The 22390-nt window shown below is 72.2% G+C and carries 20 protein-coding genes and 1 pseudogene; 10 read left to right on the top strand and 11 right to left on the bottom strand.

What is annotated here, in order from left to right:
• The first annotated feature begins 3 nt into the window (after positions 1 to 3).
• Both ACZ5GT_RS28120 and ACZ5GT_RS28115 read left to right on the top strand, forming a co-directional pair.
• Positions 4 to 2178 carry a bifunctional polysaccharide deacetylase/glycosyltransferase family 2 protein gene (locus ACZ5GT_RS28120; RefSeq protein ID WP_469031707.1) on the top strand — a complete coding sequence of 725 codons (2175 nt, stop codon included), beginning with the start codon at positions 4 to 6 and terminating at the stop codon, positions 2176 to 2178.
• A 62-nt stretch (positions 2179 to 2240) separates the two neighbouring features.
• A complete protein-coding gene (locus ACZ5GT_RS28115) occupies positions 2241 to 3443 on the top strand; it encodes an acyltransferase family protein (RefSeq protein WP_469031729.1) in 1203 nt (400 codons plus the stop codon).
• A gap of 87 nt (positions 3444 to 3530) precedes the next feature.
• Here ACZ5GT_RS28115 and ACZ5GT_RS28110 read toward each other — a convergent pair whose 3' ends face one another.
• From ACZ5GT_RS28110 to ACZ5GT_RS28095, 4 genes are all read right to left on the bottom strand, one after another.
• Positions 3531 to 4784: a cytochrome P450 gene (locus ACZ5GT_RS28110; RefSeq protein WP_469031706.1), complete on the bottom strand. Its 1254-nt coding sequence runs from the start codon at positions 4782 to 4784 to the stop codon at positions 3531 to 3533.
• Positions 4785 to 4983: 199 nt separating this feature from the next.
• Positions 4984 to 5397: a DUF4260 family protein gene (locus tag ACZ5GT_RS28105; RefSeq protein WP_469031705.1), complete on the bottom strand. Its 414-nt coding sequence runs from the start codon at positions 5395 to 5397 to the stop codon at positions 4984 to 4986.
• 145 nt (positions 5398 to 5542) lie between these two features.
• Positions 5543 to 6322 (bottom strand): thioesterase II family protein, encoded by a 780-nt coding sequence (locus ACZ5GT_RS28100; RefSeq protein WP_469031704.1) that lies wholly within the window; start codon positions 6320 to 6322, stop codon positions 5543 to 5545.
• Positions 6323 to 6448: 126 nt separating this feature from the next.
• Positions 6449 to 7249 carry an AfsR/SARP family transcriptional regulator gene (locus ACZ5GT_RS28095; RefSeq protein WP_469031703.1) on the bottom strand — a complete coding sequence of 267 codons (801 nt, stop codon included), beginning with the start codon at positions 7247 to 7249 and terminating at the stop codon, positions 6449 to 6451.
• A 215-nt stretch (positions 7250 to 7464) separates the two neighbouring features.
• Here ACZ5GT_RS28095 and ACZ5GT_RS28090 point away from each other — a divergent pair, with 215 nt between their 5' ends.
• Positions 7465 to 7734 carry a DUF6059 family protein gene (locus ACZ5GT_RS28090; protein ID WP_469031702.1) on the top strand — a complete coding sequence of 90 codons (270 nt, stop codon included), beginning with the start codon at positions 7465 to 7467 and terminating at the stop codon, positions 7732 to 7734.
• 110 nt (positions 7735 to 7844) lie between these two features.
• Here ACZ5GT_RS28090 and ACZ5GT_RS28085 read toward each other — a convergent pair.
• Positions 7845 to 8126: pseudogene (locus ACZ5GT_RS28085) on the bottom strand (DUF6299 family protein); the annotation flags it as partial.
• Between the two features lie 385 nt (positions 8127 to 8511).
• On the opposite strand from ACZ5GT_RS28085, the gene ACZ5GT_RS28080 reads away from it, so the two are divergent.
• Positions 8512 to 8706: a DUF5999 family protein gene (locus ACZ5GT_RS28080; protein ID WP_469031701.1), complete on the top strand. Its 195-nt coding sequence runs from the start codon at positions 8512 to 8514 to the stop codon at positions 8704 to 8706.
• 50 nt (positions 8707 to 8756) lie between these two features.
• On the opposite strand, the gene ACZ5GT_RS28075 is transcribed toward ACZ5GT_RS28080, so the two are convergent.
• Together ACZ5GT_RS28075 and ACZ5GT_RS28070 are read right to left on the bottom strand one after the other, a co-directional pair.
• Positions 8757 to 9155, bottom strand: a complete 399-nt coding sequence (locus ACZ5GT_RS28075) for a RidA family protein (protein WP_469031700.1) — start codon at positions 9153 to 9155, stop codon at positions 8757 to 8759.
• Positions 9152 to 10327 carry an acyl-CoA dehydrogenase family protein gene (locus tag ACZ5GT_RS28070; RefSeq protein ID WP_469031699.1) on the bottom strand — a complete coding sequence of 392 codons (1176 nt, stop codon included), beginning with the start codon at positions 10325 to 10327 and terminating at the stop codon, positions 9152 to 9154. The genes ACZ5GT_RS28075 and ACZ5GT_RS28070 overlap by 4 nt, the downstream gene beginning before the upstream one ends.
• 154 nt (positions 10328 to 10481) lie before the next feature.
• Here ACZ5GT_RS28070 and ACZ5GT_RS28065 point away from each other — a divergent pair, with 154 nt between their 5' ends.
• From ACZ5GT_RS28065 to ACZ5GT_RS28045, 5 genes are all read left to right on the top strand, one after another.
• The gene (locus ACZ5GT_RS28065; protein WP_469031698.1) at positions 10482 to 12074 is read left to right on the top strand and encodes an AMP-binding protein; all 1593 of its coding nucleotides are present in this window, start codon (positions 10482 to 10484) and stop codon (positions 12072 to 12074) included.
• 19 nt (positions 12075 to 12093) lie between these two features.
• On the top strand, positions 12094 to 12906 hold the full coding sequence (locus tag ACZ5GT_RS28060; RefSeq protein WP_469031697.1) for a PaaX family transcriptional regulator: 813 nt from the start codon (positions 12094 to 12096) through the stop codon (positions 12904 to 12906).
• A 134-nt stretch (positions 12907 to 13040) separates the two neighbouring features.
• On the top strand, positions 13041 to 13592 hold the full coding sequence (gene cysC, locus ACZ5GT_RS28055; protein WP_469031696.1) for an adenylyl-sulfate kinase: 552 nt from the start codon (positions 13041 to 13043) through the stop codon (positions 13590 to 13592).
• Positions 13589 to 14488, top strand: a complete 900-nt coding sequence (cysD, locus tag ACZ5GT_RS28050; protein WP_469031695.1) for a sulfate adenylyltransferase subunit CysD — start codon at positions 13589 to 13591, stop codon at positions 14486 to 14488. The genes cysC and cysD overlap by 4 nt, the downstream gene beginning before the upstream one ends.
• Before the next feature lie 2 nt (positions 14489 to 14490).
• Positions 14491 to 15726, top strand: a complete 1236-nt coding sequence (locus ACZ5GT_RS28045; RefSeq protein WP_469031694.1) for a sulfate adenylyltransferase subunit 1 — start codon at positions 14491 to 14493, stop codon at positions 15724 to 15726.
• Here ACZ5GT_RS28045 and ACZ5GT_RS28040 read toward each other — a convergent pair.
• On the bottom strand, positions 15710 to 18010 hold the full coding sequence (locus ACZ5GT_RS28040) for a bifunctional salicylyl-CoA 5-hydroxylase/oxidoreductase (RefSeq protein WP_469031693.1): 2301 nt from the start codon (positions 18008 to 18010) through the stop codon (positions 15710 to 15712). The two genes, ACZ5GT_RS28045 and ACZ5GT_RS28040, sit on opposite strands and share 17 nt — an antisense overlap.
• Before the next feature lie 2 nt (positions 18011 to 18012).
• A complete protein-coding gene (locus tag ACZ5GT_RS28035) occupies positions 18013 to 18840 on the bottom strand; it encodes an enoyl-CoA hydratase family protein (protein ID WP_360747933.1) in 828 nt (275 codons plus the stop codon).
• Between the two features lie 446 nt (positions 18841 to 19286).
• On the opposite strand from ACZ5GT_RS28035, the gene ACZ5GT_RS28030 reads away from it, so the two are divergent.
• Entirely contained in the window at positions 19287 to 19736 is a 450-nt protein-coding gene (locus ACZ5GT_RS28030) for an ATP-binding protein (RefSeq protein WP_469031692.1), read from the top strand.
• A 124-nt stretch (positions 19737 to 19860) separates the two neighbouring features.
• Here ACZ5GT_RS28030 and argF read toward each other — a convergent pair whose 3' ends face one another.
• The gene (gene argF, locus ACZ5GT_RS28025; protein WP_469031691.1) at positions 19861 to 20868 is read right to left on the bottom strand and encodes an ornithine carbamoyltransferase; all 1008 of its coding nucleotides are present in this window, start codon (positions 20866 to 20868) and stop codon (positions 19861 to 19863) included.
• A 143-nt stretch (positions 20869 to 21011) separates the two neighbouring features.
• A complete protein-coding gene (locus ACZ5GT_RS28020) occupies positions 21012 to 22241 on the bottom strand; it encodes an arginine deiminase (protein ID WP_469031690.1) in 1230 nt (409 codons plus the stop codon).
• Between the last annotated feature and the right edge of the window lie 149 nt (positions 22242 to 22390).

Here is a 22390-nt window from a genome sequence, read left to right as displayed (position 1 = left end):
TCCATGTCCCGCTCCCGCCGTCACCGCTCCCGGCAGTCCATCGCCCGGCCGCGCCGACTCGCCGCACCGCCCCTGCGCTTCTTCCTGCCGGTGACCGTACTGGCGACCCTGCTGGCGCTGATGGTGCTGCGGGGCATGGCCAACAACGAGGTCTTCCACGACGAGCGCATCGCCGTCTCCGTGGACAAGGGCACCGTCCCGACCGGCGTGCTGGAGGGCGGCCCGGTCGTCGACGCCCGCGGCGACAAGAACAGCGAGCCGGTCGACTACACGATCCCGGGCAGGACCGTCGTCCTCTCCTTCGACGACGGGCCGTCCACCCAGTGGACGCCGAAGATCCTCAAGGTGCTGAAGGACGAGGACATCCGCGCCGACTTCTTCGTCACCGGCTCGATGGTCACCCGCAACCCGGCGCTGATCCGGCAGATCGTGGCCGACGGCCATGAGATCGGCGTGCACACCTTCACCCACCCCGACCTCGCGCTGCACTCCGGCACCCGGCTCACCTGGGAGCTGGGCGAGACGCAGCTCGCGCTGGCCGGTGTCGCCGGCATCCACTCCAGCCTGTTCCGCCCGCCCTACTCCTCCACCGTGGACGCGCTGGACGACTGGTCGTGGCCGGTGACCAAGCAGGCCGGAGCGGAGGGGTACCTGACCGCCTTCATCGACAAGGACACCGACGACTGGAAGCGCCCCGGCGTCGACTCCATCGTCAAGGCAGCCATGCCCGACCTCCCCGGCCAGGGCGAGATGATCCTGCTGCACGACGCGGGCGGCAACCGGGCGCAGACGCTGGCCGCGCTGCCGGTCATCATCGAGAAGCTCAAGGCCCAGGGCTACACCTTCAAGACCATCGGCGAGGCGCTCGGCACCGGCTCCGCCAACACCCAGGTCACCAGCTACAACCTGTGGCTCGGCAAGGCGTTCCTGTGGTGCACCACCTTCTCGGTGTGGCTGCTGCCCTGGCTGGTCGGCCTGCTCGCGGTCGTCGGAGTGCTGGTCATGGCGCGGTTCGTGCTGATGCTGGTGCTCTCCGCGATCCATGTGCGGCGCACCCGCAAGCCGGGCTTCTCCTGGGGCGCCGCGGTCACCGAACCGGTCACCGTGGTGGTACCCGCGTACAACGAGCAGGAGTGCATCACCAACACCCTGCTGTCACTGGCCAGAAGCGAACATCCCATCGAAGTGATCGTGGTCGACGACGGATCGACCGACGACACCTCCGCCATCGTGGAGGAACTCGACCTGCCGATGGTCCGGCTGATCCGGCAGCCGAACAGCGGGAAGTCCGTCGCCCTCAACACCGGTGTGGCCGCCGCCTCGTACGACCTGATCGTGATGATGGACGGCGACACGGTCTTCGAACCGTCCACCGTCCGGGAACTGGTGCAGCCCTTCGGCGACCCGCGGGTCGGCGCGGTGGCCGGCAACGCCAAGGTCGGCAACCGCGACACGCTGATCGGCGCCTGGCAGCACATCGAGTACGTGATGGGCTTCAACCTCGACCGCCGGATGTACGACGTGCTCAACTGCATGCCGACCATCCCCGGTGCGGTGGGCGCGTTCCGCCGTACGGCACTGGAACAGGTCGGCGGCATGAGCGACGACACGCTCGCCGAGGACACCGACGTGACCATGGGCCTGCACCGGGCCGGCTGGAAGGTCGTCTACGCCGAGAACGCCCGCGCCTGGACCGAGGCGCCGGTCAGCATGAAGCAGTTGTGGTCGCAGCGGTACCGCTGGAGCTACGGCACCATGCAGGCGATGTGGAAGCACCGGCACGCGCTGCTGGAGCGCGGCGCGGCCGGCCACTTCGGCCGGGTGGGCCTGCCGTTCGTCGCCCTGTTCATGGTGGTCACCCCGCTGCTCGCGCCCGCCATCGACATCGGCATGGTCTACGGCGTGGTCTTCGTCGACGCGTACAAGACCCTGGCCGCCTGGTTCGCGGTGATGGCGCTGCAGGCCGTCTGCGCCTGGTGGTCCTTCCACCTGGACAGGGAGAAGGCGTGGCATCTGATCGCGCTCCCGGCCCAGCAGGTGGTCTACCGGGTGCTCATGTACATGGTGCTGATGCAGTCCGCCATCACCGCTCTGACCGGGGGCCGGCTGCGCTGGCAGAAGCTGCGGCGCACCGGCGAGGTGGGGCTCGACGTCACGACGGGGGCGATGTCTTCATGAGTACCGGGGAAAGAGGTGCCTTCGGCATCCAGGAGTCCTCCGACACCGTCGCCCTGCGGGTGATGGACCCGGCCGCGCTTCCCGCGCAGCGCGCCCCGCGTGACGAGGCGGCCGCACCGGCGCCCGCGCGCAAGCCCGGCCGTGACCGCTACCTCGACCTGCTGCGGGCGCTCGCCCTGGTCCGCGTGGTGATCTACCACAACTTCAGCTGGACCTGGCTGCCGATCGTCTTCCCCTCCATGGGCGTCATGTTCGCGCTGGCCGGGTCGCTGATGGCGCGGTCCCTCAACCGGCCGGCGCTGAGCGTGATCCGCGGCCGGCTGCGCCGGCTGCTGCCACCGATGTGGCTGTTCGGCGCGGTCGTGGTGCCTCTGATGCTGCTGGAGGGCTGGAGGCCCGACCACCACCACCCCGACTGGTGGTGGGCCGACCTGGCCTACTGGGTCCTGCCGCTCAGCGAGCCGCCGTTCGGGGCATCGCTGCACACCTTCGGCGGGCACCTGCCGAGTTCCTGGGCCGAACAGATCTGTGTGCCGCTGTGGTACCTGCGCGCCTACCTCTGGTACGTGCTGCTGTCGCCGCTCATGCTCAAGGCGATGCGGAAGCTGCCCTGGGTCACCCTGCTGGTCCCGCTGGCGCTCTCGTTCCTCATCAACTCCGGCCTGGTCGACCAGTCCGGCCGGCTGATGGAAGCAGCCACCGACTTCACCACCTTCGGATCCTGCTGGCTGCTCGGCATGGCCCACCAGGAGGGGCTGCTGCGCAGGATCCCGCAGTACATCGTGCCGTCCCTGGCGCCGCTGGTGCTCATGTTCGGCTACTGGTGGCTGATGCGGTCGCCGATGGACAACCCCCGGACCGGGCACGACCTGGAAGGGGTACCGGTCGCCCAGGCGATCTGGTCGTTCGGCGCGGTACTGCTGCTGCTCCACCTGAGCCCTTCCTGGGAGCAGTGGCCCAAGCCGCTGGAGCGGTTCAACGGCGTGATCAGCCTGCTGAACTCCCGCGCCGTCACCGTGTATCTGTGGCACTCCTTCGCGCTGGTGCTGACCGAGCCGCTGATCGACCCGCTGTGGAGCAACACCTTCTTCTACAACCACGCACAGTGGCTGCTGGCGAGCCAGTGGACCCCGCTGGTGATCGCGGTGCCACTGATCTGCCTGGCGATCCTGCTCTTCGGCTGGATCGAGGACGTGGCCGCAAAGCGCCGCCCGCGGCTCTTCCCCTACCCCCGCCGCGCCAAGGGCCGCCGCCGCGTCCGCTAGTACCCCCGGCGCCATTTCGCTCGGCGGGACGCCGACGGGGGCGGCCGGGCGCGCGGGCCCGGACCGCCCGCACCGGCCGCCGACGCGTCACCAGGTGACGGGCAGGCGGGTCAGGCCGTGCACCATCATGCCGGTCGTCAGCTCCAGGGACTCGGCCTCCTCGGCGAGCCGCAGGCCCGGGAAGCGGTCGAGCAGCGAGGTGAGGACGATCTGCAGCTCCGCCCGGGCCAGCGCGGCCCCCAGGCAGAAGTGCGGGCCGTGGCCGAACGCGACGTGGTGGACGGCCTCGGGCCGGGCGGGGTCGAACTCGTTCGCCCCCGCGCCGGGGAAGCGCGCGGGGTCCTGGTTGGCGGAGCAGACCGCGGCCAGGACGGCGCTGCCCTTGGGGATGACGGTGCCGCCGACCTCGACGTCCTCCAGGGTGATCCGCAGCGGGCCGCCGTCGCCGATCGGGTTGACCCGCAGCAGCTCCTCGATGGCGTGCTCCATCATCCCGGGGTTCTGGCGCAGCGCGGTCATGTGCTCCGGGTGGCGCAGCAGGGTCAGCACCATCTTGCCGATCATGCTGACGGTGGTCTCGTGACCGGCGACGAGGATGGTCGCCGCCATCACGATCAGCTCGTACTCGTTGAGGCTGCCCTCTTCGTCGTGGGCCGCGACGAGCGCCCCCATCAGGTCGTCCGTCGGCTCCTCACGCTTGCGCTCGACCAGGGCCGCCAGGTACTCGATCATCTGCTGGCGCTGCGCGGCGGTCTCCTCCGCGGTGTGCGCGGTCAGCGAGACGAACGCGTCCGACCACTCACGGAACCGGTCGCGGTCCTCGAAGGGGACGCCGAGCAGTTCGCAGATCACCATCACCGGCAGCGGGAAGGCCAGCGCCGTGTTGAGGTCGACCGGCCCCTGAAGCTTCTCCATCTCGTCCAGCAGGCCGTCGGTGAGCTCCTGGATGCGCGGACGCATGTTCTGCACCCGGCGGGCGGTGAACTCGCGGGAGACGAGCCTGCGCAGCCGGGTGTGCTCGGGCGCGTCCGTGGTGAACAGGCTGCCCGGCACCGGGGGCGTGCTGGTGAGCTGCGGCGCGTCGGGGGAGATGGTGGCGGCCCGGCTGAACCTGGCGTCCGCGAGAACGGTGCGCACGTCGTCGTAGCGGGTCACCACGTAGCCCTCGTCGCCGCTGGGCAGCCGGACGTGGGCCACGGGGCACTTGTCCCGCAACTCCTGGTAGACCGGGGGCACTTCGACGGCCGAAGGACGGTGGAACGGGTAGCTGAGGATCGGCTGGTCCGTCTCCGGTCCGCCCTGCGTCGTCTCCGTCGTCTCCGTCGTGTCCGTCGTGTCCATGCGTTTCCTCCGGCAACAGTGCTCAGCGGTTACTGGGGTGCGGTGGTCCGTCCCCGGGGCGGGGGCGGGACGCGCCGCGCCCCGGGGACCGGACGAGCCTCGCAGCAGGGGCTTGCGCGGGGCCAAAGCGCACCGGGGACGCCCGGAAACCGCGCCACTGCCGGGGGGCGCCCGCGCCGCTGCCGGGGGCGACCCCGCGTCAGCGCTGCCAGCCGTCGGCCGTGCGCAGGCCGAAACCGAAGGCCCGGTCGGAGGCGATGTGTTGCAGCCAGGCCAGACCGAGGTTGAACAGGGGAACGGCGACGGCCCGCGAGTCCGGGATCAGACAGGCGAGCATGACGAGGACGGCGACGACGGGCCGGTGCAGGAGGTTGTAGAGGGGAACGGCCCTGGGGGACAGCCGGCCGTGCTGGTGCGGGCCGGAGAGACCGACGAGGAACGACAGGTCGGGCACGACGATGCCGGCGACGACCGCGGCGATCACCCATCCGCCGTACTTCGCCGCCTCGAACACCGCCCAGATCAGCAGGAAGACGGCCAGCACGCCCCAGGCGGTACGGACCTGCCTGGAGGCCGAGCTCCTGATGGCGCCCTCGGTGGCGTCGTGGGTCACGGAGCTGTTCCTTTCGCGATGGTTCTGCGGACGCCGGGGGGGGCGCCGCCGTACGGGCGTGGTGATACCCGTACGGCGGGAGTCCGGCATGACCCGCGCATTACCGGAATGTGAAATTCTCACGGCCGGCCGCGGAGTGCACCGGTCACACCGCGATCCGCTCCTGCGTCGTGGCGTACCGGCGGGTCAGGGAGGCGAGTTCGCGCAGGAACGCGCTCTCGTCCGATCTGACGAAGAAGTGCCCGCCGGGCATCGTCCGCACGGCGTAGCCGGCGCCCGCGTGCCGCCGCCAGGACAGCACCTCGTCGACGCTGACGAGCCGGTCGCCCCGTCCGGCGAACAGGTGCAACGGTACCCGCAGCGGCTCGGTGCGCACGGCCGTGCCGCCGAGGCACAGCCGCAGGTCGTCGCGGGCCACCGGGAGCAGCGCGGAGAGGAATTCCGGATGGTCGAGCAGGGTCTGCGGGATGCCGCCGAGAGCCGTCAGACCGGCGACGAGTTCCTCGTCCCCGGCGTCCGGGTCGGCGATCTCCGGGGCCGGCAGGTGCGGGGCGCGGTAGGCGCTCAGCACAAGGGCCCGGGGCAGACTCGCGCCGCGCTGCTGCCGGCGCCTGGCCAGCGTGAACGCGATGAGCGCGCCCATGCTGTGGCCGTAGAAGAGGTGGGGCTCGGACAGCTCCTCGTCGAGCTGCGCGTCCATGTCGTCGATGAGAGCGTCCAGATCGGTGAACCTGGGTTCGCCGAACCGTTCCTCACGGCCGGGCAGTTGCACGGGCATGACCCGTACTCGGGCGTCCAGGGCGTCGAGGCCGCGCTGCCATCGCCGGTACGCCGACGCTCCGCCGCCCGCGTAGGGGAAGCAGAACAACCGTGTCGCAGGGGCCGGTTCGTGGTCCGGGCGCTTCCGGGACAGGTATCGCGTCATGGTGGTCCGTCTCGGTTCCGTCCAGGGGGTGGGTGGGGGGGGATGGCGCGATGTCGGGGGAGGGGGGAATGCGCGGATCCCGGTGGGCCGGGCCCTGCGGGCGCGGGTCCACCTTGCCGGGGTCTGCTAAAAGGCCGCCAAACTCGGTACCACGAGGTCGAGTTGGGGGTCGGCCGCGAGGATCGCCCGGTGCAGCTGCTGGACCCGGAGGGACGGCTCGATGCCCAGCTCCTCGACGGTCGACGCGCGTAGCTTTCGAAAAATCTCGAGCGCCTGCCACGAGCGGCCGCTCCGGTAGAGCGCCAGCATCAGCAGCCCGTGCAGGCTCTCCTCCAGCGGGAACCGCTCGGTGAGCGTGAGGAGTTCACCGATCACCTCGGCATGTCTGCCGAGCCGCAGATCGGCGGTGATCCGTCCCTCCAGCGCGGAGCGCCGGGTCTCCTCCAGCCGGAGCGACTCCAGGCGCAGCGCCGGTCCGATCCGGACGTCGGCGAGGACCGGCCCCCGCCACAGCGCGAGCGCCTCGCCCAGCAGCCGCGACGCGGCCTCGTCGTCGCCGCCGGCCAGGGACCGCAGCCCGCGGGCGGTGAGCCGCTGGAACACCTCGGCGTCGATGGCGTACGTGGGCATGTTCAGCACGTACCCGGCGTAGCTGCGGCTCAGGACGTCCTTCGGGGCACGCTCGTGCTCCGGCCCCAGAGCCACGGCGATGGCTCGGCGCAACTGCTTGACGTAGGTCTGCACGACCCCGGCCGGGCCGCTGGGGGGACTCGCGTCCCACAGCTCCTCCGTCAGGGTCGTCACCTTCACGTCCGCGCCCGCGTTGACCGCCAACAGCGCCAGCATCTGGCGCGGCTTGGCCGCGCTCGGCACCACGGAGGTGCCGCAGATGTCCACCACGAGCGGCCCGAGAACTCCGATCTCCATACCACTGCTCCTTCCGCCTGCCGGAACAGTGACACGTCGCCGCGTGCAAAGACACTTAGCCGATCATGTCCTCGGCTAGGAATTTGACTCGGTCGGGGCATGAAATATTCATGCCCGCGCCCGCTTTAAGCGACGCTTCAGGCCGGGCGGTGAGCATGGCACCGACGGGGTCGCCGGATGACGGCCCCGGACCGGGTCGGCGGAGGAGGGCCGGTATGAGGCTGAGGTTCTGGCTCGGCAGGGCCGGCGCGGTCGTGATGAGGCACCTGCTCGTCCAGCTCAACGGTATCGGCGTCTTCTTCACCGGCCCGCTGCCCGGCGTCCACTACGCCGACCTGGGCTCCGACTCCGACCGCGCCCGCCGGAAGGCCCCGCCGGGGCCCCCGCCCGGCCACCCGGAGCGGCGCTGCGCGATCCCGCCGAGCCGTCAGGAACGGGAGCTGTGGGCGTCGCTGGGCATCGACACGGAACGGACCGGCGGCTGAGGCGCTGCCACGGTCGCCGGCGGGTGCGGCGCCACCGCGACGCCGGGCCGCCGGGCCGCCGGGCCGCCGGCCACTCAGCGGTGCACGAGGGTTTCCGCGGTGCCGGTCGCGCCCGTGTTCACCCAGCGGTGCCGCGCGCCGTCGCACACCGCTCGGGTGCCGCCGATGCCGTGCCGGAGTTCGGGGTCCTGGCTGAGGGACGAGCTGACGTAGACCGGGCCTGGGCTGCCGAGGCAGCGGTAGGTGCCGGAGAGGGTGACGGTGCCGTCCGACGCGAGGCGGCCCGTCGGGTCGACGGTCACCGTCTCGTGCGGATCCGCGACGGCGGGGGTGGGGGGGACGGCGGCCGGCAGGAGCAGGACGGCCGCGCCGAGGACCGGGCGCAAGGACATGGGAGCCTCCTGGGGAGTGGGGGCTTCCACTGCTACCGGGTGCGGGTGCGCGCGACGGTCATCGTCACCCTTTCGGCGGCGAGTCCGCACCGGCGCTGGTGGAACCGCCGGAACCGGCCTGGTTCGGGACGCCGTCCGGGTGCTGTACGGGTGTGGTTCCGGTTGCTGTACGGGTGTGGTTCCGGGTGCTGTCCGGGTGTCCGTGTTTCGCTGTCCGTGTTTCGCTGTCCCTTGTTCCGTCCCGTGTTCCGCTGTCCGTGTGCTGTCCGCAGGATGTCCGCGTGTTGTCACGCTTCGCGGCAGGGTGTTCCGGCCCGCGTGCGGCGGGAGCATCGTCTTGGCAGGGGATCCGGTCCGGTGATTCCCTCAGACGTGGAGGTGCGCCATGTGTTCCAGCCGGTCTTCGTGCCCTTCCTCCGACAGCGCCGCCCGGCACGTGGTCGCCGACCACCCCGAGCAGGGCTGGAGCCTGCTGTGCGACGGCGCCGTCGTGTTCGACGACACCGGTGAGCTGACGCCGGACGGCCGGGCCGTCGCGCCGCACCGGCCGCCGGTCGGTCGGGCGGCCGCGGCCGCCTGACCCGGGCCGCCGCGCGGTCCCCGGTCCGGGTCGGATGCGGGTGCCGTGCGTCAGGGCAGTACCGCGAACCCGTCCAGTTCCACCAGCGCCTTCTCGTCCCACAGGCGCACGACCTCCACGACCGCCATCGCCGGGTAGTCCCGCCCCGCCAGGTCCCGCCAGATCCGGCCGAGTCGCGGGGCGTGGTCCCGGTAGTCGGCGACGTCCGTGGCGTAGACGGTGACGCGGGCCAGGTCCGCTGGGGTGCCGCCGGCGGACGCGAGGGCGGCGAGGAGGTTGGCGAGGGCCTGCTCGAACTGCTCCGCGAGGGTGTCGCCGACGACCTCGCCACCGCTGTCGAGGGCGGTCTGGCCGGCCAGGAACACCACGCGGGAGCCGGTTGCCACGACGGCGTGCGAGAAGCCGGTGGGCGGCGACAGCTCCGGCGGATTGACCCGCTCGACGGTCACGAGGCGTCTCCCGTGGCGTACGGCTCCGCGTGCGAGGCCCGCTTCGGCTCCGGTTCCATGTCCGCGTACAACTCCTTTGCGATGATGGCGCGTTGGACTTCGCTGGCGCCCTCGTAGATGCGCGGGGCGCGCACCTCGCGGTACAGGTGCTCCAGCAGGTGGCCGCGTTGCAGGGCTCGCGCGCCGTGCAGCTGGACGGCCGCGTCGACGACGTACTGCGCGGTCTCGGTGGCGAGCAGTTTCGCCATCGCGGCGCGCCGGGGCACGTCGGGGGCGCCCTCGTCGTACGCCGTCGCCGCCGCGTACACCATGAGGCGGGCCGCCTCCGTGCGCAGGGACATCTCGGCGACCTGGTGGGCGACGGTCTGCAGATCCTTCAGCTTCCCGCCGAAGGCGTCCCGGCGGGAGGTGTGGACGACGGTCGCGTCGAGGGCCGCCTGCGCCATGCCGACGGCGAACGCGCCGACGCTGGGGCGGAACAGGTTCAGCGTGGTCATGGCGACGCGGAAGCCGCGGTCGACGTCGCCGAGCACGTCGTCGGCCGTGACCGGCACGCCGTCGAAGCGCAGTGCGCCGACCGGGTGCGGCGAGAGCAGGTCGAGGGGTTCGCCGGTGAGTCCGGGGCGGTCGGCCGGGACCAGGAAGGCGGTGACGCCGCGGGCGCCGCCGCCCGGGGTGGTCCGCGCGAAGACGGTGTACAGGTCGGCCTCGGGGGCGTTGGAGATCCAGCGCTTCTCGCCGGTGAGCCGCCAGCGTCCGGCACCGTCGGGGTCGGCCGACAGGGTGAGCGCCGCCGCGTCCGAGCCCGCCCGCGGCTCGCTGAGGGCGAAGGCGGCCACCGTGCTGCCCTCCACCACGCCGGGGAGCGAACGGTCGCGCTGGGCCGGGGTGCCGTACGCGTGGACGGGGTGGGCGCCCAGGCCCTGAAGGGCGAGCGCGGTCTCCGCCTCCGTGCAGGCGCGGGCGAGGGACTCGCGCATCAGGCAGAGGTCGAGGGCGCCGGAGGTGAACAGGCGCTCCAGCAGGCCGAGCCGGCCGAGTTCGGCGACCAGCGGACGGTTGACGTGGCCCGGTTCGCCCTTCTCGGCGATCGGGCGCAGCCGCTCGGCGGCCAGCGAGCGCAGTTCGGCGCACCATGCGGCCTGTGCGGGGTCGAGCGAGAATGCGGGCATCGCCGGTCCTCTCCGCCGCGGGCCCGCGGCCGCTCCTGCGCGGCCGTGCGGCCACTCCCCCGACGGTATCGCGGACCGTTGACTGCCGTCACCAACACGATACGCTCGTTGCGCGAGCCCACCATGACGCCCACCCGGCAAGGGGGCACCCGGCATGCACGACTCGGCCCATGTCGACACCTTCGCGCGCGACCACCTCCCGCCACCCGATCAGTGGCCGGAACTCCGCTTCGACCTGCCGGAGTTGCGCTACCCCGCCCGGCTGAACTGCGCCGCCGAGCTGCTGGCCGGGACCGCCCCCGACCGCCCGGCCTTCCACACCCCCACCGGCCCCTCCTGGTCGTACGGCGACCTGCGGGCCCGCGTCGACCGCCTGGCGCACGTCCTCACCCGCGACCTCGGGGTGGTGCCCGGCAACCGGGTGCTGCTGCGCGGCCCGACCACACCGTGGCTGGCGGCGTGCTGGCTGGCGGTGCTGAAGGCGGGCGGGGTGGCGGTCACGGTGCTGGCGCAGCAGCGGCCGCACGAGCTGGCGGTGATCTGCGAGATGGCGCTGGTGCGGCACGCCCTGTGCGACATCCGGTCCGTCGACGACCTCGCCAAGGCGGAGATTCCCGGCCTGCGCATCACCACCTACGGCGGCGACACCCCCGACGACCTGCTCAACCGCCCGGCGCCGTCGACCCCGTTCCCGGCCGTCGGCACCGCGGCCGACGACGTGGCGCTGATCGCTTTCACGTCGGGGACCACCGGCCGTCCGAAGGGGTGCGTGCACTTCCACCGGGACGTGCTCGCCGTGGCCGACACGTTCTCCCGGCATGTGCTGCGGCCGCGCGAGGACGACGTGTTCGCCGGCAGTCCCCCGCTCGGTTTCACCTTCGGCCTCGGCGGGCTGGTGATCTTCCCGCTGCGGGCCGGGGCCTCCGCGCTGCTGCTCGAACAGGCCGGTCCCCGCCAGTTGTTGCCCGCGATCGCCGAGCACCGGGTCTCCGTGCTGTTCACCGCGCCGACCGCCTACCGCGCCATGCTCGACGACCTCGGCCCGTACGACGTCTCGTCGCTGCGCCGCTGCGTCTCCGCCGGCGAGAACCTGCCCGCCGCCACCTGGCACGCCTGGCACGAGCGCACCGGCCTGCGCATCATCAACGGCATCGGCGCCACCGAGCTGCTGCACATCTTCGTCTCCGCGGCCGATGAGCAGATCAGACCCGGCACGACCGGGGTGCCGGTGCCGGGGTGGCAGGCGCGCGTGCAGGACGCGGACGGGCGGCCGGTGCCCGACGGGGAGCCGGGGCTGCTCGCCGTGCGCGGCCCGGTCGGCTGCCGCTATCTCGCCGACCCGCGCCAGCGGGAGTACGTGCGGGACGGCTGGAACATCACCGGCGACACCTACGTCCGCGAGCCCGACGGCTGGTTCCGGTACGTCGCCCGCGCCGACGACATGATCATCTCGGCCGGGTACAACATCGCCGGGCCGGAGGTCGAGGACGCGCTGCTGCGCCACCCGAGCGTGCTGGAGGCGGCGGTGGTCGGGCGGCCGGACGAGGCACGCGGTCAGGTCGCGGTGGCCTACGCGGTCCTCAAGGAGGGCGCCGCGCGGGACCCCGAGGCGCTGCGCGACTTCGTCAAGTCGGAACTGGCGCCGTACAAATGCCCGCGCGAGATCGTCTTCGTGGACGCGCTGCCGCGCACGGCGACCGGCAAACTGCAGCGGTTCCGGCTGCGCACCCGGCCCGACCGGCCGTGATGCCGGCCGACGACCTAAGATGATCAACGTGTCCGACCAGCATGCACCACGGTCTCTCATCGTCACGCTCTACGGCGCCTACGGCCGCTTCGTACCGGGCCCGGTCCCCGTCGCCGAGCTGATCCGGCTGCTGGCCGCGGTCGGCGTGGACGCGCCCTCGGTGCGCTCGTCGGTCTCCCGCCTCAAACGGCGCGGGCTGCTGCTGCCGGCCCGCACGGCGCGCGGCGCGGCCGGCTACGAACTGTCGCCCGAGGCGCGCCAGTTGCTCGAGGACGGCGACCGGCGCATCTACGCCGCCGCCCCGCCCGAGGACGAGGGCTGGGTGCTCGCGGTGTTCTCCGTGCCGGAGTCGGAGCGGCAGCGGCGCCATGTGCTGCGCTCGCGTCTGGCCGGTCTGGGCTTCGGCACGGCGGCACCCGGGGTGTGGATCGCCCCGGCACGGCTGTACGAGGAGACCCGGCACACCCTGCGGCGGCTGCGCCTGGAACCGTACGTCGACCTGTTCCGGGGCGAGCACCTCGGCTTCGCCGCGACCGCCGAAGCGGTGGCCCGCTGGTGGGACCTGGCCGCGATCGCCAAGGAGCACGAGGCGTTCCTCGACCGTCACGCGCGCGTGCTCCGGTCATGGGAACGGCGTACGGACACCCCGCCGGAGGAGGCCTACCGCGACTACCTGCTGGCCCTGGACTCCTGGCGCCACCTGCCCTACACCGACCCGGGCCTGCCCGCCCGGCTGCTGCCCGGGGACTGGCCGGGCGCCCGCTCGGCCTCGGTGTTCCGCGGACTGCACGAGCGACTCCGGGACGCGGGGGCCGAGTTCGCGGGGCTGTGACCACGGCCGAGCTGTGACCTCAGGCACATCATGCGTCACTTACGGAACCCTCAGGTTCTTCTGTCCCTCTTCTCAAGTTTCTTACCTAGCGTTCCACGCACCGTCCGCCGGGTAACGAAAGAGGACTGTTGCGCATGACCACCACGGGCAGGGCTCAGGGAGCCACCGTCTGGCTCACCGGGCTGCCGAGCGCGGGCAAGACGACCATCGCCCGCCTCCTCGGCGAACGGCTCAAGGCCGAGGGACACCGGGTGGAGGTCCTCGACGGCGACGAGATACGCCGCTTCCTCTCCGCCGGCCTGGGCTTCTCCCGGGAGGACCGCAACACCAACGTCCAGCGCATCGGCCTGGTCTCCGAGGTGCTCGCGCGCAACGGCGTGCTGTCGGTCGTCCCGGTGATCGCGCCGTACGCCGACAGCCGCGCCGCCGTCCGCGAGCGGCACCGGACGAGCTCGACGCCGTACATCGAGGTGCACGTGGCCACGCCGGTGGAGGTGTGCAGCGAGCGGGACGTCAAGGGGCTGTACGCGCGGCAGGCCGCGGGGCGGCTGACCGGGCTCACCGGCGTCGACGACCCCTACGAGCCGCCGGCCGACCCGGACCTCGTCCTGCCGACGCAGCGGCAGACCCCGCGGGAGTCGGCCGGCGCCGTGTACGCGGTGCTGGCGGAGCGGGGGCTGGTGTGAACGGCGGTCTGTCCCATCTGGACGCCCTGGAGTCGGAGTCGGTGCACATCTTCCGGGAGGTCGCGGGCGAGTTCGAGCGGCCGGTGATCCTGTTCTCCGGCGGCAAGGACTCCATCGTGATGCTGCACCTGGCGCTGAAGGCGTTCGCGCCGGCGCCGGTGCCGTTCTCGCTGCTGCACGTGGACACCGGGCACAACTTCCCCGAGGTACTCGACTACCGGGACCGTGTGGTCGCCGCCCATGGGCTGCGCCTCCATGTGGCCTCCGTACAGGACTACATCGACCGGGGTGTGCTGCGCGAACGTCCCGACTCCACCCGCAACCCGTTGCAGACGCTGCCGCTGACGGAGAAGATCCAGAGCGAGCGGTTCGACGCGGTGTTCGGCGGCGGACGCCGTGACGAGGAGAAGGCCCGCGCGAAGGAGCGGGTGTTCTCGCTGCGCGACGAGTTCTCCCAGTGGGACCCGCGCCGCCAGCGCCCCGAGCTGTGGAACCTGTACAACGGCCGGCACGCGCCCGGCGAACACGTCCGCGTCTTCCCGCTGTCCAACTGGACCGAGCTGGACGTCTGGCAGTACATCGCCCGCGAGGAGATCGAGCTGCCGTCCATCTACTTCGCGCACCACCGAGAGGTGTTCCGGCGCGGCGGCATGTGGCTGACCGCGGGCGAGTGGGGCAGGCCGAAACCGGGCGAGACCGTGGAGAAGCGGCAGGTCCGCTACCGCACGGTCGGCGACATGTCCTGCACCGGCGCCGTCGACTCCGACGCCGACACCGTCGAGAGGGTGATCGCCGAGATCGCCGCCTCCCGGCTGACCGAGCGCGGCGCCACCCGCGCCGACGACAAGCTCTCCGAGGCCGCGATGGAAGACCGCAAGCGCGAGGGGTACTTCTAGCCATGACCGGCACGACCATCGACAGCCCGACCATCGACACGCTGCGGTTCGCGACGGCCGGCTCCGTCGACGACGGCAAGTCCACGCTCGTCGGACGGCTGCTGCACGACTCCAAGTCGGTCCTCACCGACCAGCTGGAGGCCGTGCAGCGCGCCTCCGCGAGCCGCGGCCAGGACGCCCCCGACCTGGCGCTGCTGACGGACGGCCTGCGCGCCGAACGCGAGCAGGGCATCACCATCGACGTCGCCCACCGCTACTTCGCCACGCCCCGGCGCCGGTTCATCCTCGCCGACACCCCCGGCCACGTGCAGTACACCCGCAACATGGTCACCGGCGCCTCCACCGCCGACCTGGCGGTGATCCTGGTCGACGCCCGCAACGGCGTCGTCGAGCAGACCCGCCGGCACGCCGCCGTAGCGGGACTGCTGCGCGTCCCGCACGTGGTCCTCGCCGTCAACAAGATGGACCTGGTCGGCTACGAGGAGAAGGAGTTCGAGCGGATCGTCGAGGAGTTCGCCGGTGACGCGGCCGAGTCGGGACTCCCGGGGTTCACCCCGATCCCGGTCTCGGCGCTCGCCGGGGACAACGTGGTGGAACGCTCGGCGCACATGGACTGGTACCGGGGCCCGGCGCTGCTGGAGTTCCTGGAGACCGTGCCCGTGGGTGCCGGGGCGGCCGACGGCCCCGCCCGCTTCCCGGTGCAGTACGTGATCCGGCACGGCGAGGAGCGGTACTACGCGGGCCAGTTGGTGTCCGGGGCGCTGCGCGTGGGCGACCGGGTCACCGTGCACCCGTCCGGCGCGACCTCGGAGATCACCGGCATCGACGTGCTGGGCAGGGCGGCCGCGGCGGCCCGCGCGCCGCAGTCCGTGAGCGTGCGTCTGGCCGACCAGCGGGACGTCTCGCGCGGCGACATGATCACGGCGGGCGTCGACGTCCCGGTGCTCACCCAGCGCGTCCGGGCGGCCGTGTGCCACCTGGCCGACCGTCCGCTGCGGGTCGGCGACCGGGTGCTGGTGCGGCACACCACCAGGACCGTCAAGGCGGTCGTCGAGGACCTGGCCGGCGCGCCCGAGCTGTCCGTGAACGACCTGGGCCGGATCTCCCTGCGCACCGCCGAGCCGCTCGCACTGGACGACTACGCCGACTGCCGGCGCACGGGCGCGTTCCTGCTGATCGACCCGGCGGACGGGGTGACGCTCACCGCGGGCATGGCCGACCTCAACGGCCCAGCGTGAGCCGGGGCTTGGGGACGTCCGTCCGTCCGGTCTGCGGGCGGCGGCTGCCCGCCCGATAGGGCGCGGGCCAGGTGGCGCCCGGGCCGTCGTAGCCCTGTTCGGCCGCCGCGTGCAGGGTCCAGTGCGGGTCGTACAGGTGCGGGCGGGCCAGCGCGCACAGGTCGGCGCGGCCCGCCAGGATCAGGGAGTTGACGTCGTCCCAGGAGGAGATCGCGCCGACCGCGATCACCGGCACGCCGGTGGCGTGCCGGATGCGGTCCGCGTACGGCGTCTGGTACGACCGCCCGAACTCGGGCCGCTCGTCGGCCACCACCTGCCCGGTCGATACGTCGATCGCGTCGGCGCCGTGCGCGGCGAAGGCGCGGGCGATGTCGACCGCGTCCGCGGCCGTGGTCCCGCCGTCGGCCCAGTCGGTGGCGGAGATGCGCACGGTCATGGGCTTCTCCTGCGGCCACACCTCGCGTACCGCGTCGAACACCTCCAGCGGGAAGCGCAGCCGCCCTTCCGGCGAGCCACCGTAGGCGTCGGTGCGGCGGTTGGTCAGCGGGGAGAGGAACCCGGAGAGCAGATAGCCGTGCGCGCAGTGCAGTTCGAGCAGGTCGAAGCCGGCCCGGGCGGCACGCGCGGCGGCCACCGCGAACTGCTCGCGAATGTCGGTCAGTTGGGCGCGGGTCAGCTCGCGCGGGGTCTGGCTGAAGGGCTTGTACGGCAGCGGGGAGGCGGCCACCAGCGGCCAGTTGCCGTCCGGGAGCGGCTCGTCCATGCCCTCCCACATCAGCTTGGTCGAGCCCTTGCGGCCGGAGTGGCCGAGCTGCACGCCGATCGCGGTGCCCGGCGCCTGCCGGTGCACGAAGTCGGTGATCCGCCGCCACGCCTCGCCCTGCCTGCCGGTGTACAGGCCGGCGCAGCCGGGGGTGATGCGGCCCTCGGGGCTCACGCACACCATCTCCGTCATCACCAGTCCGGCCCCGCCGAGCGCGCGGGCGCCCAGGTGGACGAGGTGGAAGTCGCCGGGGACGCCGTCGGTGGCCGAGTACATGTCCATGGGCGAGACGACGACGCGGTTGCGCAGGGTCAGGCCGCGCAGCCGGAACGGGGTGAACATGGGGGGCGTGCCGGGCGGGCAGCCGAACTCGCGCTCGACGGCCTCGGTGAACCGGGCGTCACGCAGCCGCAGGTTGTCGTGGGTGACGCGGCGGCTGCGGGTGAGCAGGTTGAAGGCGAAGCGGAGGGGCGGCTGGTCCAGGTACAGGCCGAGGTTCTCGAACCACTCCAGGCTGGCGCGGGCGGCGCGCTGGGTGGACGCCACGACCGGCCGGCGCTCCTCCTCGTAGGCCGCCAACGCTTTTTCCAGGGAGGGCTGTTCCTCCAGGCAAGCGGCGAGGGCGAGGGCGTCCTCGACGGCCAGTTTGGTGCCGGATCCGATGGAGAAGTGGGCGGTGTGGGCGGCGTCGCCGAGCAGGACCACGTTGCCGTGCGACCAGCGTTCGTTGACGACCGTGCGGAAGGTGGTCCACGCCGACTTGTTGGAGCGCAGGGGGCGGCCGCCGAGGGCGTCGGCGAAGATCTTGGCGCAGCGGTCGAGGGACGCCTGCGGGTCGAGGTCGGCGAAGCCGGCCGCGCGCCACACCTCCTCGCGCATCTCGACGATCACCGTGGAGGCGTCGGGCGCGTAGGGGTAGCCGTGCAGCTGCATCACGCCGTGCTCGGTCTCGGCGATCTCGAAGCGGAAGGCGTCGAAGGCGAAGTCCGCGGCGAGCCATATGTAGCGGCAGCGGTGCGAGGCCACATGGGGCCGGAACACAGGGGCGTAGGCCTCGCGGGTGGTGCTGTGCACACCGTCGGCGGCGATGACGAGGTCGTGACCGGCGGCGAGCCGGTCCGGGGGCGGCGCCTCGGAGCGGAAGCGCAGCTCGACGCCGAGGTCGCGGCAGCGGGTGTGCAGGACGTCCAGGAGCCGTCTTCTGCCGAGAGCGGCGAAGCCGTGCCCGGAGGAGGTGTGCCGGACGCCGCGGTGCACGATGTCGATGTCGTCCCAGCGCACGAACTGTTTACGGAGGGCCTCGTAGACCACCGGGTCGGCGTGCTCGATGCCGCCGAGGGTCTCGTCGGACAGGACGACGCCGAAGCCGAAGGTGTCGTCGGGGGCGTTGCGTTCCCAGACGGTGACCTCGCGGGCCGGGTCGAGGCGCTTGAGCAGCGCCGCCGCGTACAGGCCGCCGGGGCCGCCGCCGACGACCGCGATGCGCCGGGGCCGGCCGGCCGGGTCCGGTGATGCCGTCATGTTCACCGCCCCTGCCACTTCGGCGGCCGCTTCTCGGTGAAGGCGGCGTGGAACTCGGCGTAGTCCTCGCCGTTCATGAGGAGCGCCTGGGTGGCGGCGTCCAGTTCCACCGCGGCCGCCAGCGGCATGTCCAGTTCGGCCGTCAGCAGCGCCTTGGTCTGCGCGTACGCCAGCGCCGGGCCCTCGGCGAGGCGGCGGGCCAGCGCGTGTGCGGCCTCGTCGGCGCCTCCCTCCCCGGTGAGTTCGCTGATCAGGCCGATCCGCTCCGCCTCGGGCGCCCGCACCGGCTCGCCCAGCATGAGCAGCCGGGTGGCGTGGCCGAGCCCGACAACCCTGGGCAGCAGGTAGGCGGCGCCCATGTCGCCGCCGGACAGGCCCACCCGGGTGAACAGGAACGCGAAGCGCGCGGTGGGGTCGGCGACCCGGAAGTCGGCCGCCAGGGCCAGCACGGCCCCGGCGCCCGCGGCCACCCCGTGCACGGCGGCGATCACCGGGAAGGGGCACTCCCGCACGGCCCGGACGACCTGCCCGGTCATCCGGTTGAAGTCGAGGAGCTGGGCGGTGTCCAGGGAGAGCGTGGCGCCGATGATCTCGTCGACGTCGCCGCCGGAGCAGAAGCCGCGTCCCTCGCCGGCCAGCACCAGGGCCCGCACCGACCGCTCACGGGACAGTTCGGCGAGCAGGTCGCGCAGGTCGGCGTAGGCGCCGAAGGTGAGGGCGTTGAGCTTGTCGGGGCGGGCCAGGGTGACCGTGGCGACGCCGTCGGCGAGGTCGACGCGCAGGTGCCGCCAGCGGGGGGTGCGGGCGGCGGAGCCGGTGAAGGGACTCATGACGTGCGGCCTCCTCGGGGGCGGGCACTGCCTCACGGACCTCTGCCCCTCGAAGCTATCACCGATACGTGACTGTCGTCATGAGCGCGCGATATCCGGGTGAGGCGCGCGACCGGGCCTCGACGCACGCCTTGGCGCGCGCTTCGCCGCATGTTTCGGCGCGCGCGCTTCGCCGCAGGCTTCGGCGCGCGCCTCGTCGCGGGCTTCGGCGCGCGCCTCGTCGCGGGCTTCGCCACACGCTTCGCCGCAGCCTTCGTCACACGCTTCGTCACATACGTCACGGCTCGTCCATGGATCGGTAACAGCGGGATCGGCGGTGGGCGGGCCGGCGTTCACCCGGGTAAGCCGCTTGTCATCGGGGCAGACGGCCCCGAACGGCGCCCGCCCGGTGTCCCCGCCGGACCGACCCGTACCATGCACACGATCGACGGCAGGACAGCCTGCTCATGAACGGACCCGCCTTGTACGAGCCCCCCTCCGCCTCCGCCTCCTGGCGCATCGCGTTGCCGCACTCCGCCGCGGCCGTGCCGGTGGCCCGCGCGCTGGTGCGCGCGGCGCTGACCGAGCTGGAGCACGGGGCCGACGGCGACACCGCGGAACTGCTGACGGCCGAGCTGGTCGCGAACGCGGTGGAGCACACGGCGGGCGACGCGCCCATAGAGCTCGTGGTGGAGCTGCTGCCGAACGGCTGCCGGGTGGAGGTGCACGACCCGGATCCGGCGCCGCCGGGCAACCTGACCCGGCCCGACGCCCGCGAACCCGACCCGTGGCAGGAGCACGGGCGCGGACTGCTGCTGATCCGGGCCCTCAGCTCGTCCTGCGGACACCGCCCCACCGAGTCGGGCAAGGCGGTGTGGTTCCGCCTGTCGGCCATCCCGCCCCAGCGGCGGGTGTAGCCCGGGCGGCGGCCGGTGCGGCCCCGGCGGGCGAGTGCGGCGGGCCGGGCGGGCGGCCCGGTCAGGCGGTTCAGGCAGTTCAGGCAGTTCAGGCAGTTCAGGCAGTTCAGGCAGTTCAGGCAGTTCAGGCGAGGGTGGCGACCAGGACGGCCTTGATGGTGTGCAGCCGGTTCTCGGCCTCGTCGAAGACGACCGAGTGGGCGGACTCGAAGACCTCGTCGGTGACCTCGAGGGAGTCCAGGCCGTGGGTCTCGAAGATCTCCCGCCCGACCTTGGTGCCGAGGTCGTGGAAGGCCGGCAGGCAGTGCAGGAACTTCACGTCCGGGTTGCCGGTGGCGCGCAGCACGTCCATGGTCACCGCGTACGGCGCGAGCGCGGCGATCCGCTCGTCCCACACCTCCTTGGGCTCGCCCATGGACACCCACACGTCGGTGGCGACGAAGTCGGCGCCGAGGACGCCCTCGCCCAGGGACTCGGTGAGCGTCACCCGGGCCCCGCTGGCCTCGGCGAGCTCACGGGCCCGGTCGACGACCTCCTGGGCGGGCCAGTAGGACTTCGGCGCGACGATGCGCACGTCCATGCCGAGCAGCGCGCCGGTGATCAGGTAGGAGTTGCCCATGTTGAAGCGGGCGTCGCCGAGGTAGGCGAAGGCGGTCTCCGTCAGCGGCTTGCCGCTGTGCTCGGTCATGGTGAGCACGTCGGCCAGCATCTGGGTGGGGTGCCAGTCGTCGGTGAGCCCGTTGTAGACCGGCACGCCGGCGTGCGCGGCGAGTTCCTCGACCTTCTCCTGGCTGTCGCCCCGATACTCGATGCCGTCGTACATCCGCCCCAGCACGCGCGCGGTGTCCTTCACGGACTCCTTGTGCCCGATCTGCGAGCCGGAGGGGTCCAGGTACGTCGTGGAGGCGCCCTGGTCGGCCGCCGCGACCTCGAAGGCGCAGCGCGTGCGGGTCGAGGTCTTCTCGAAGATCAGCGCGATGTTCTTCCCGCGCAGGTACTGCGTCTCGGTCCCGGCCTTCTTGGCGGCCTTCAGTTCGGCGGCCAGCTCGATCAGGCCGCGGAACTCCGCCTCGGTGAAGTCCAGTTCCTTGAGGAAGTGGCGGCCGGCGAGGGCGGTCGGGACTGTCGCCATGGGGGCGCTCCAGAGGTGCAGGGGCAGGGACCGTGGAAGTCTATACGACACCCAGCATTTCTATGCAAACCTTTGTTCCCCCCGCCCTCCCGGTTCCTCCCCTCTGCTCCCCTGCCGTCCTGCCGTCCTGCCGTCCTGTCCCTCTATCCCCCGACGGCGTCCCGTTCGACCGGGCAGCTCATACAGCGCGGTCCGCCCCTGCCCCGCCCCAGCTCACTGCCCGGGATCTCGATCACCTCGACGCCCTGCTTGCGCAGGTGGGTGTTGGTGGTGGAGTTGCGCTCGTAGGCGACGACCACGCCCGGCTCGACGGCCAGCACGTTGCAGCCGTCGTCCCACTGCTCACGCTCGGCGGCGTGCACGTCCTGGGTCGCGGTCAGGACGCGGATCTCGCTCAGCCCGAGGGCGGCGGCGATCGCGCGGTGCATGTGCTCCGGCGGATGGTCGGTGACCTTGAGCTCCTTGTCGCCGGCGCCGGGCTCGATGGTGTACGAGCGGAGCATGCCGAGGCCGGCGTACTGGGTGAAGGTGTCGCCGTCGACCATCGTCATCACGGTGTCGAGGTGCATGAAGGCGCGGCGCTTCGGCATGTCGAGCGCCACGATCGTCCGTGCGGAACCCGCGGCGAACAGCTTGTGCGCGAGCATCTCCACCGCCTGCGGGGTGGTGCGCTCGCTCATGCCGATGAGGACGGCGCCGTTGCCGATGACCAGGACGTCGCCGCCCTCGATGGTGGACGGGTAGTCGGCCTGCCCCTCGGACCAGACGCGGAACGTCTCGTCGCGGAAGAGCGGGTGGTGGCGGTAGATCGCCTCGAAGTGGACCGTCTCACGCTGCCGGGCCGGCCAGCGCATGGCGTTGACGGCGACACCGTCGTATATCCAGGCGGAGGTGTCGCGGGTGAAGAGGTGATTGGGCAGCGGGGCGAGAAGGAAGTCGTCGAGGTCCATGACGTGGAACCGCACGGAGACCGGCTCCGGGTGCGCGTCGAGGAACTCGCGCTTGGTCATGCCGCCGACGAGCAGTTCGGCCAGCTCGCGGGCGGGGAGGTGCTCGACGGCGGCCCTGAGGTGGTCGGTGGCGAGGACGCCGTACTCCTTCTCGTCGAAGACCCGGTCCAGGACGAGCGTCCTGGCCGCCGGGATCTCCAGTGCCTCGGTGAGCAGGTCGCCGAAGAGGTGGACGGCGACCCCGCGGTCACGCAGGACGTCCGCGAAACCGTCGTGCTCGGCGCGCGCCCGGCGGACCCACAGCACGTCGTCGAACAGGAGGGTGTCCTTGTTGCTGGGGGTGAGCCTTTTGAGCTCGAGATCCGGCCGGTGCAGGATGACGCGGCGCAGCCGCCCGGCCTCGGAGTCGACATGGAATCCCATGACTCCATCCTGACCACCCGGACCCGCCTTCACCCCCTGCTCGGCCGTTTCGACACCGGACCAATTTTCGTCCCCTTGACGATTACCGGGTCAGGTCAATATCGTCCTACTGACGAGATCGGCCCCCGGGGGCGCCCGGGCCGCCCGGG

The sequence above is a fragment of the Streptomyces sp. NPDC031340 genome, from assembly GCF_055569945.1.
The sequence above is the reverse complement of the archived record's forward strand: the minus strand, read 5'-3'. Positions and strand labels throughout refer to the sequence as shown.

Bases quoted from the DNA above. Each gene is read 5' to 3' on its own strand.
- ACZ5GT_RS28020 (WP_469031690.1), bottom strand. From the start codon at position 22,241: ATGGGATTCCATGTCGACTCCGAGGCCGGGCGGCTGCGCCGCGTCATC.
- argF (WP_469031691.1), bottom strand. From the start codon at position 20,868: ATGGCGACAGTCCCGACCGCCCTCGCCGGCCGCCACTTCCTCAAGGAA.
- ACZ5GT_RS28030 (WP_469031692.1), top strand. From the start codon at position 19,287: ATGAACGGACCCGCCTTGTACGAGCCCCCCTCCGCCTCCGCCTCCTGG.
- ACZ5GT_RS28110 (WP_469031706.1), bottom strand. From the start codon at position 4,784: ATGGACACGACGGACACGACGGAGACGACGGAGACGACGCAGGGCGGA.
- cysC (WP_469031696.1), top strand. From the start codon at position 13,041: ATGACCACCACGGGCAGGGCTCAGGGAGCCACCGTCTGGCTCACCGGG.
- ACZ5GT_RS28035 (WP_360747933.1), bottom strand. From the start codon at position 18,840: ATGAGTCCCTTCACCGGCTCCGCCGCCCGCACCCCCCGCTGGCGGCAC.
- ACZ5GT_RS28065 (WP_469031698.1), top strand. From the start codon at position 10,482: ATGCACGACTCGGCCCATGTCGACACCTTCGCGCGCGACCACCTCCCG.
- ACZ5GT_RS28120 (WP_469031707.1), top strand. From the start codon at position 4: ATGTCCCGCTCCCGCCGTCACCGCTCCCGGCAGTCCATCGCCCGGCCG.
- ACZ5GT_RS28040 (WP_469031693.1), bottom strand. From the start codon at position 18,010: ATGACGGCATCACCGGACCCGGCCGGCCGGCCCCGGCGCATCGCGGTC.
- ACZ5GT_RS28060 (WP_469031697.1), top strand. From the start codon at position 12,094: ATGATCAACGTGTCCGACCAGCATGCACCACGGTCTCTCATCGTCACG.
- ACZ5GT_RS28115 (WP_469031729.1), top strand. From the start codon at position 2,241: ATGGACCCGGCCGCGCTTCCCGCGCAGCGCGCCCCGCGTGACGAGGCG.
- ACZ5GT_RS28090 (WP_469031702.1), top strand. From the start codon at position 7,465: ATGAGGCTGAGGTTCTGGCTCGGCAGGGCCGGCGCGGTCGTGATGAGG.
- ACZ5GT_RS28045 (WP_469031694.1), top strand. From the start codon at position 14,491: ATGACCGGCACGACCATCGACAGCCCGACCATCGACACGCTGCGGTTC.
- ACZ5GT_RS28095 (WP_469031703.1), bottom strand. From the start codon at position 7,249: ATGGAGATCGGAGTTCTCGGGCCGCTCGTGGTGGACATCTGCGGCACC.
- ACZ5GT_RS28070 (WP_469031699.1), bottom strand. From the start codon at position 10,327: ATGCCCGCATTCTCGCTCGACCCCGCACAGGCCGCATGGTGCGCCGAA.
- ACZ5GT_RS28100 (WP_469031704.1), bottom strand. From the start codon at position 6,322: ATGACGCGATACCTGTCCCGGAAGCGCCCGGACCACGAACCGGCCCCT.
- ACZ5GT_RS28080 (WP_469031701.1), top strand. From the start codon at position 8,512: ATGTGTTCCAGCCGGTCTTCGTGCCCTTCCTCCGACAGCGCCGCCCGG.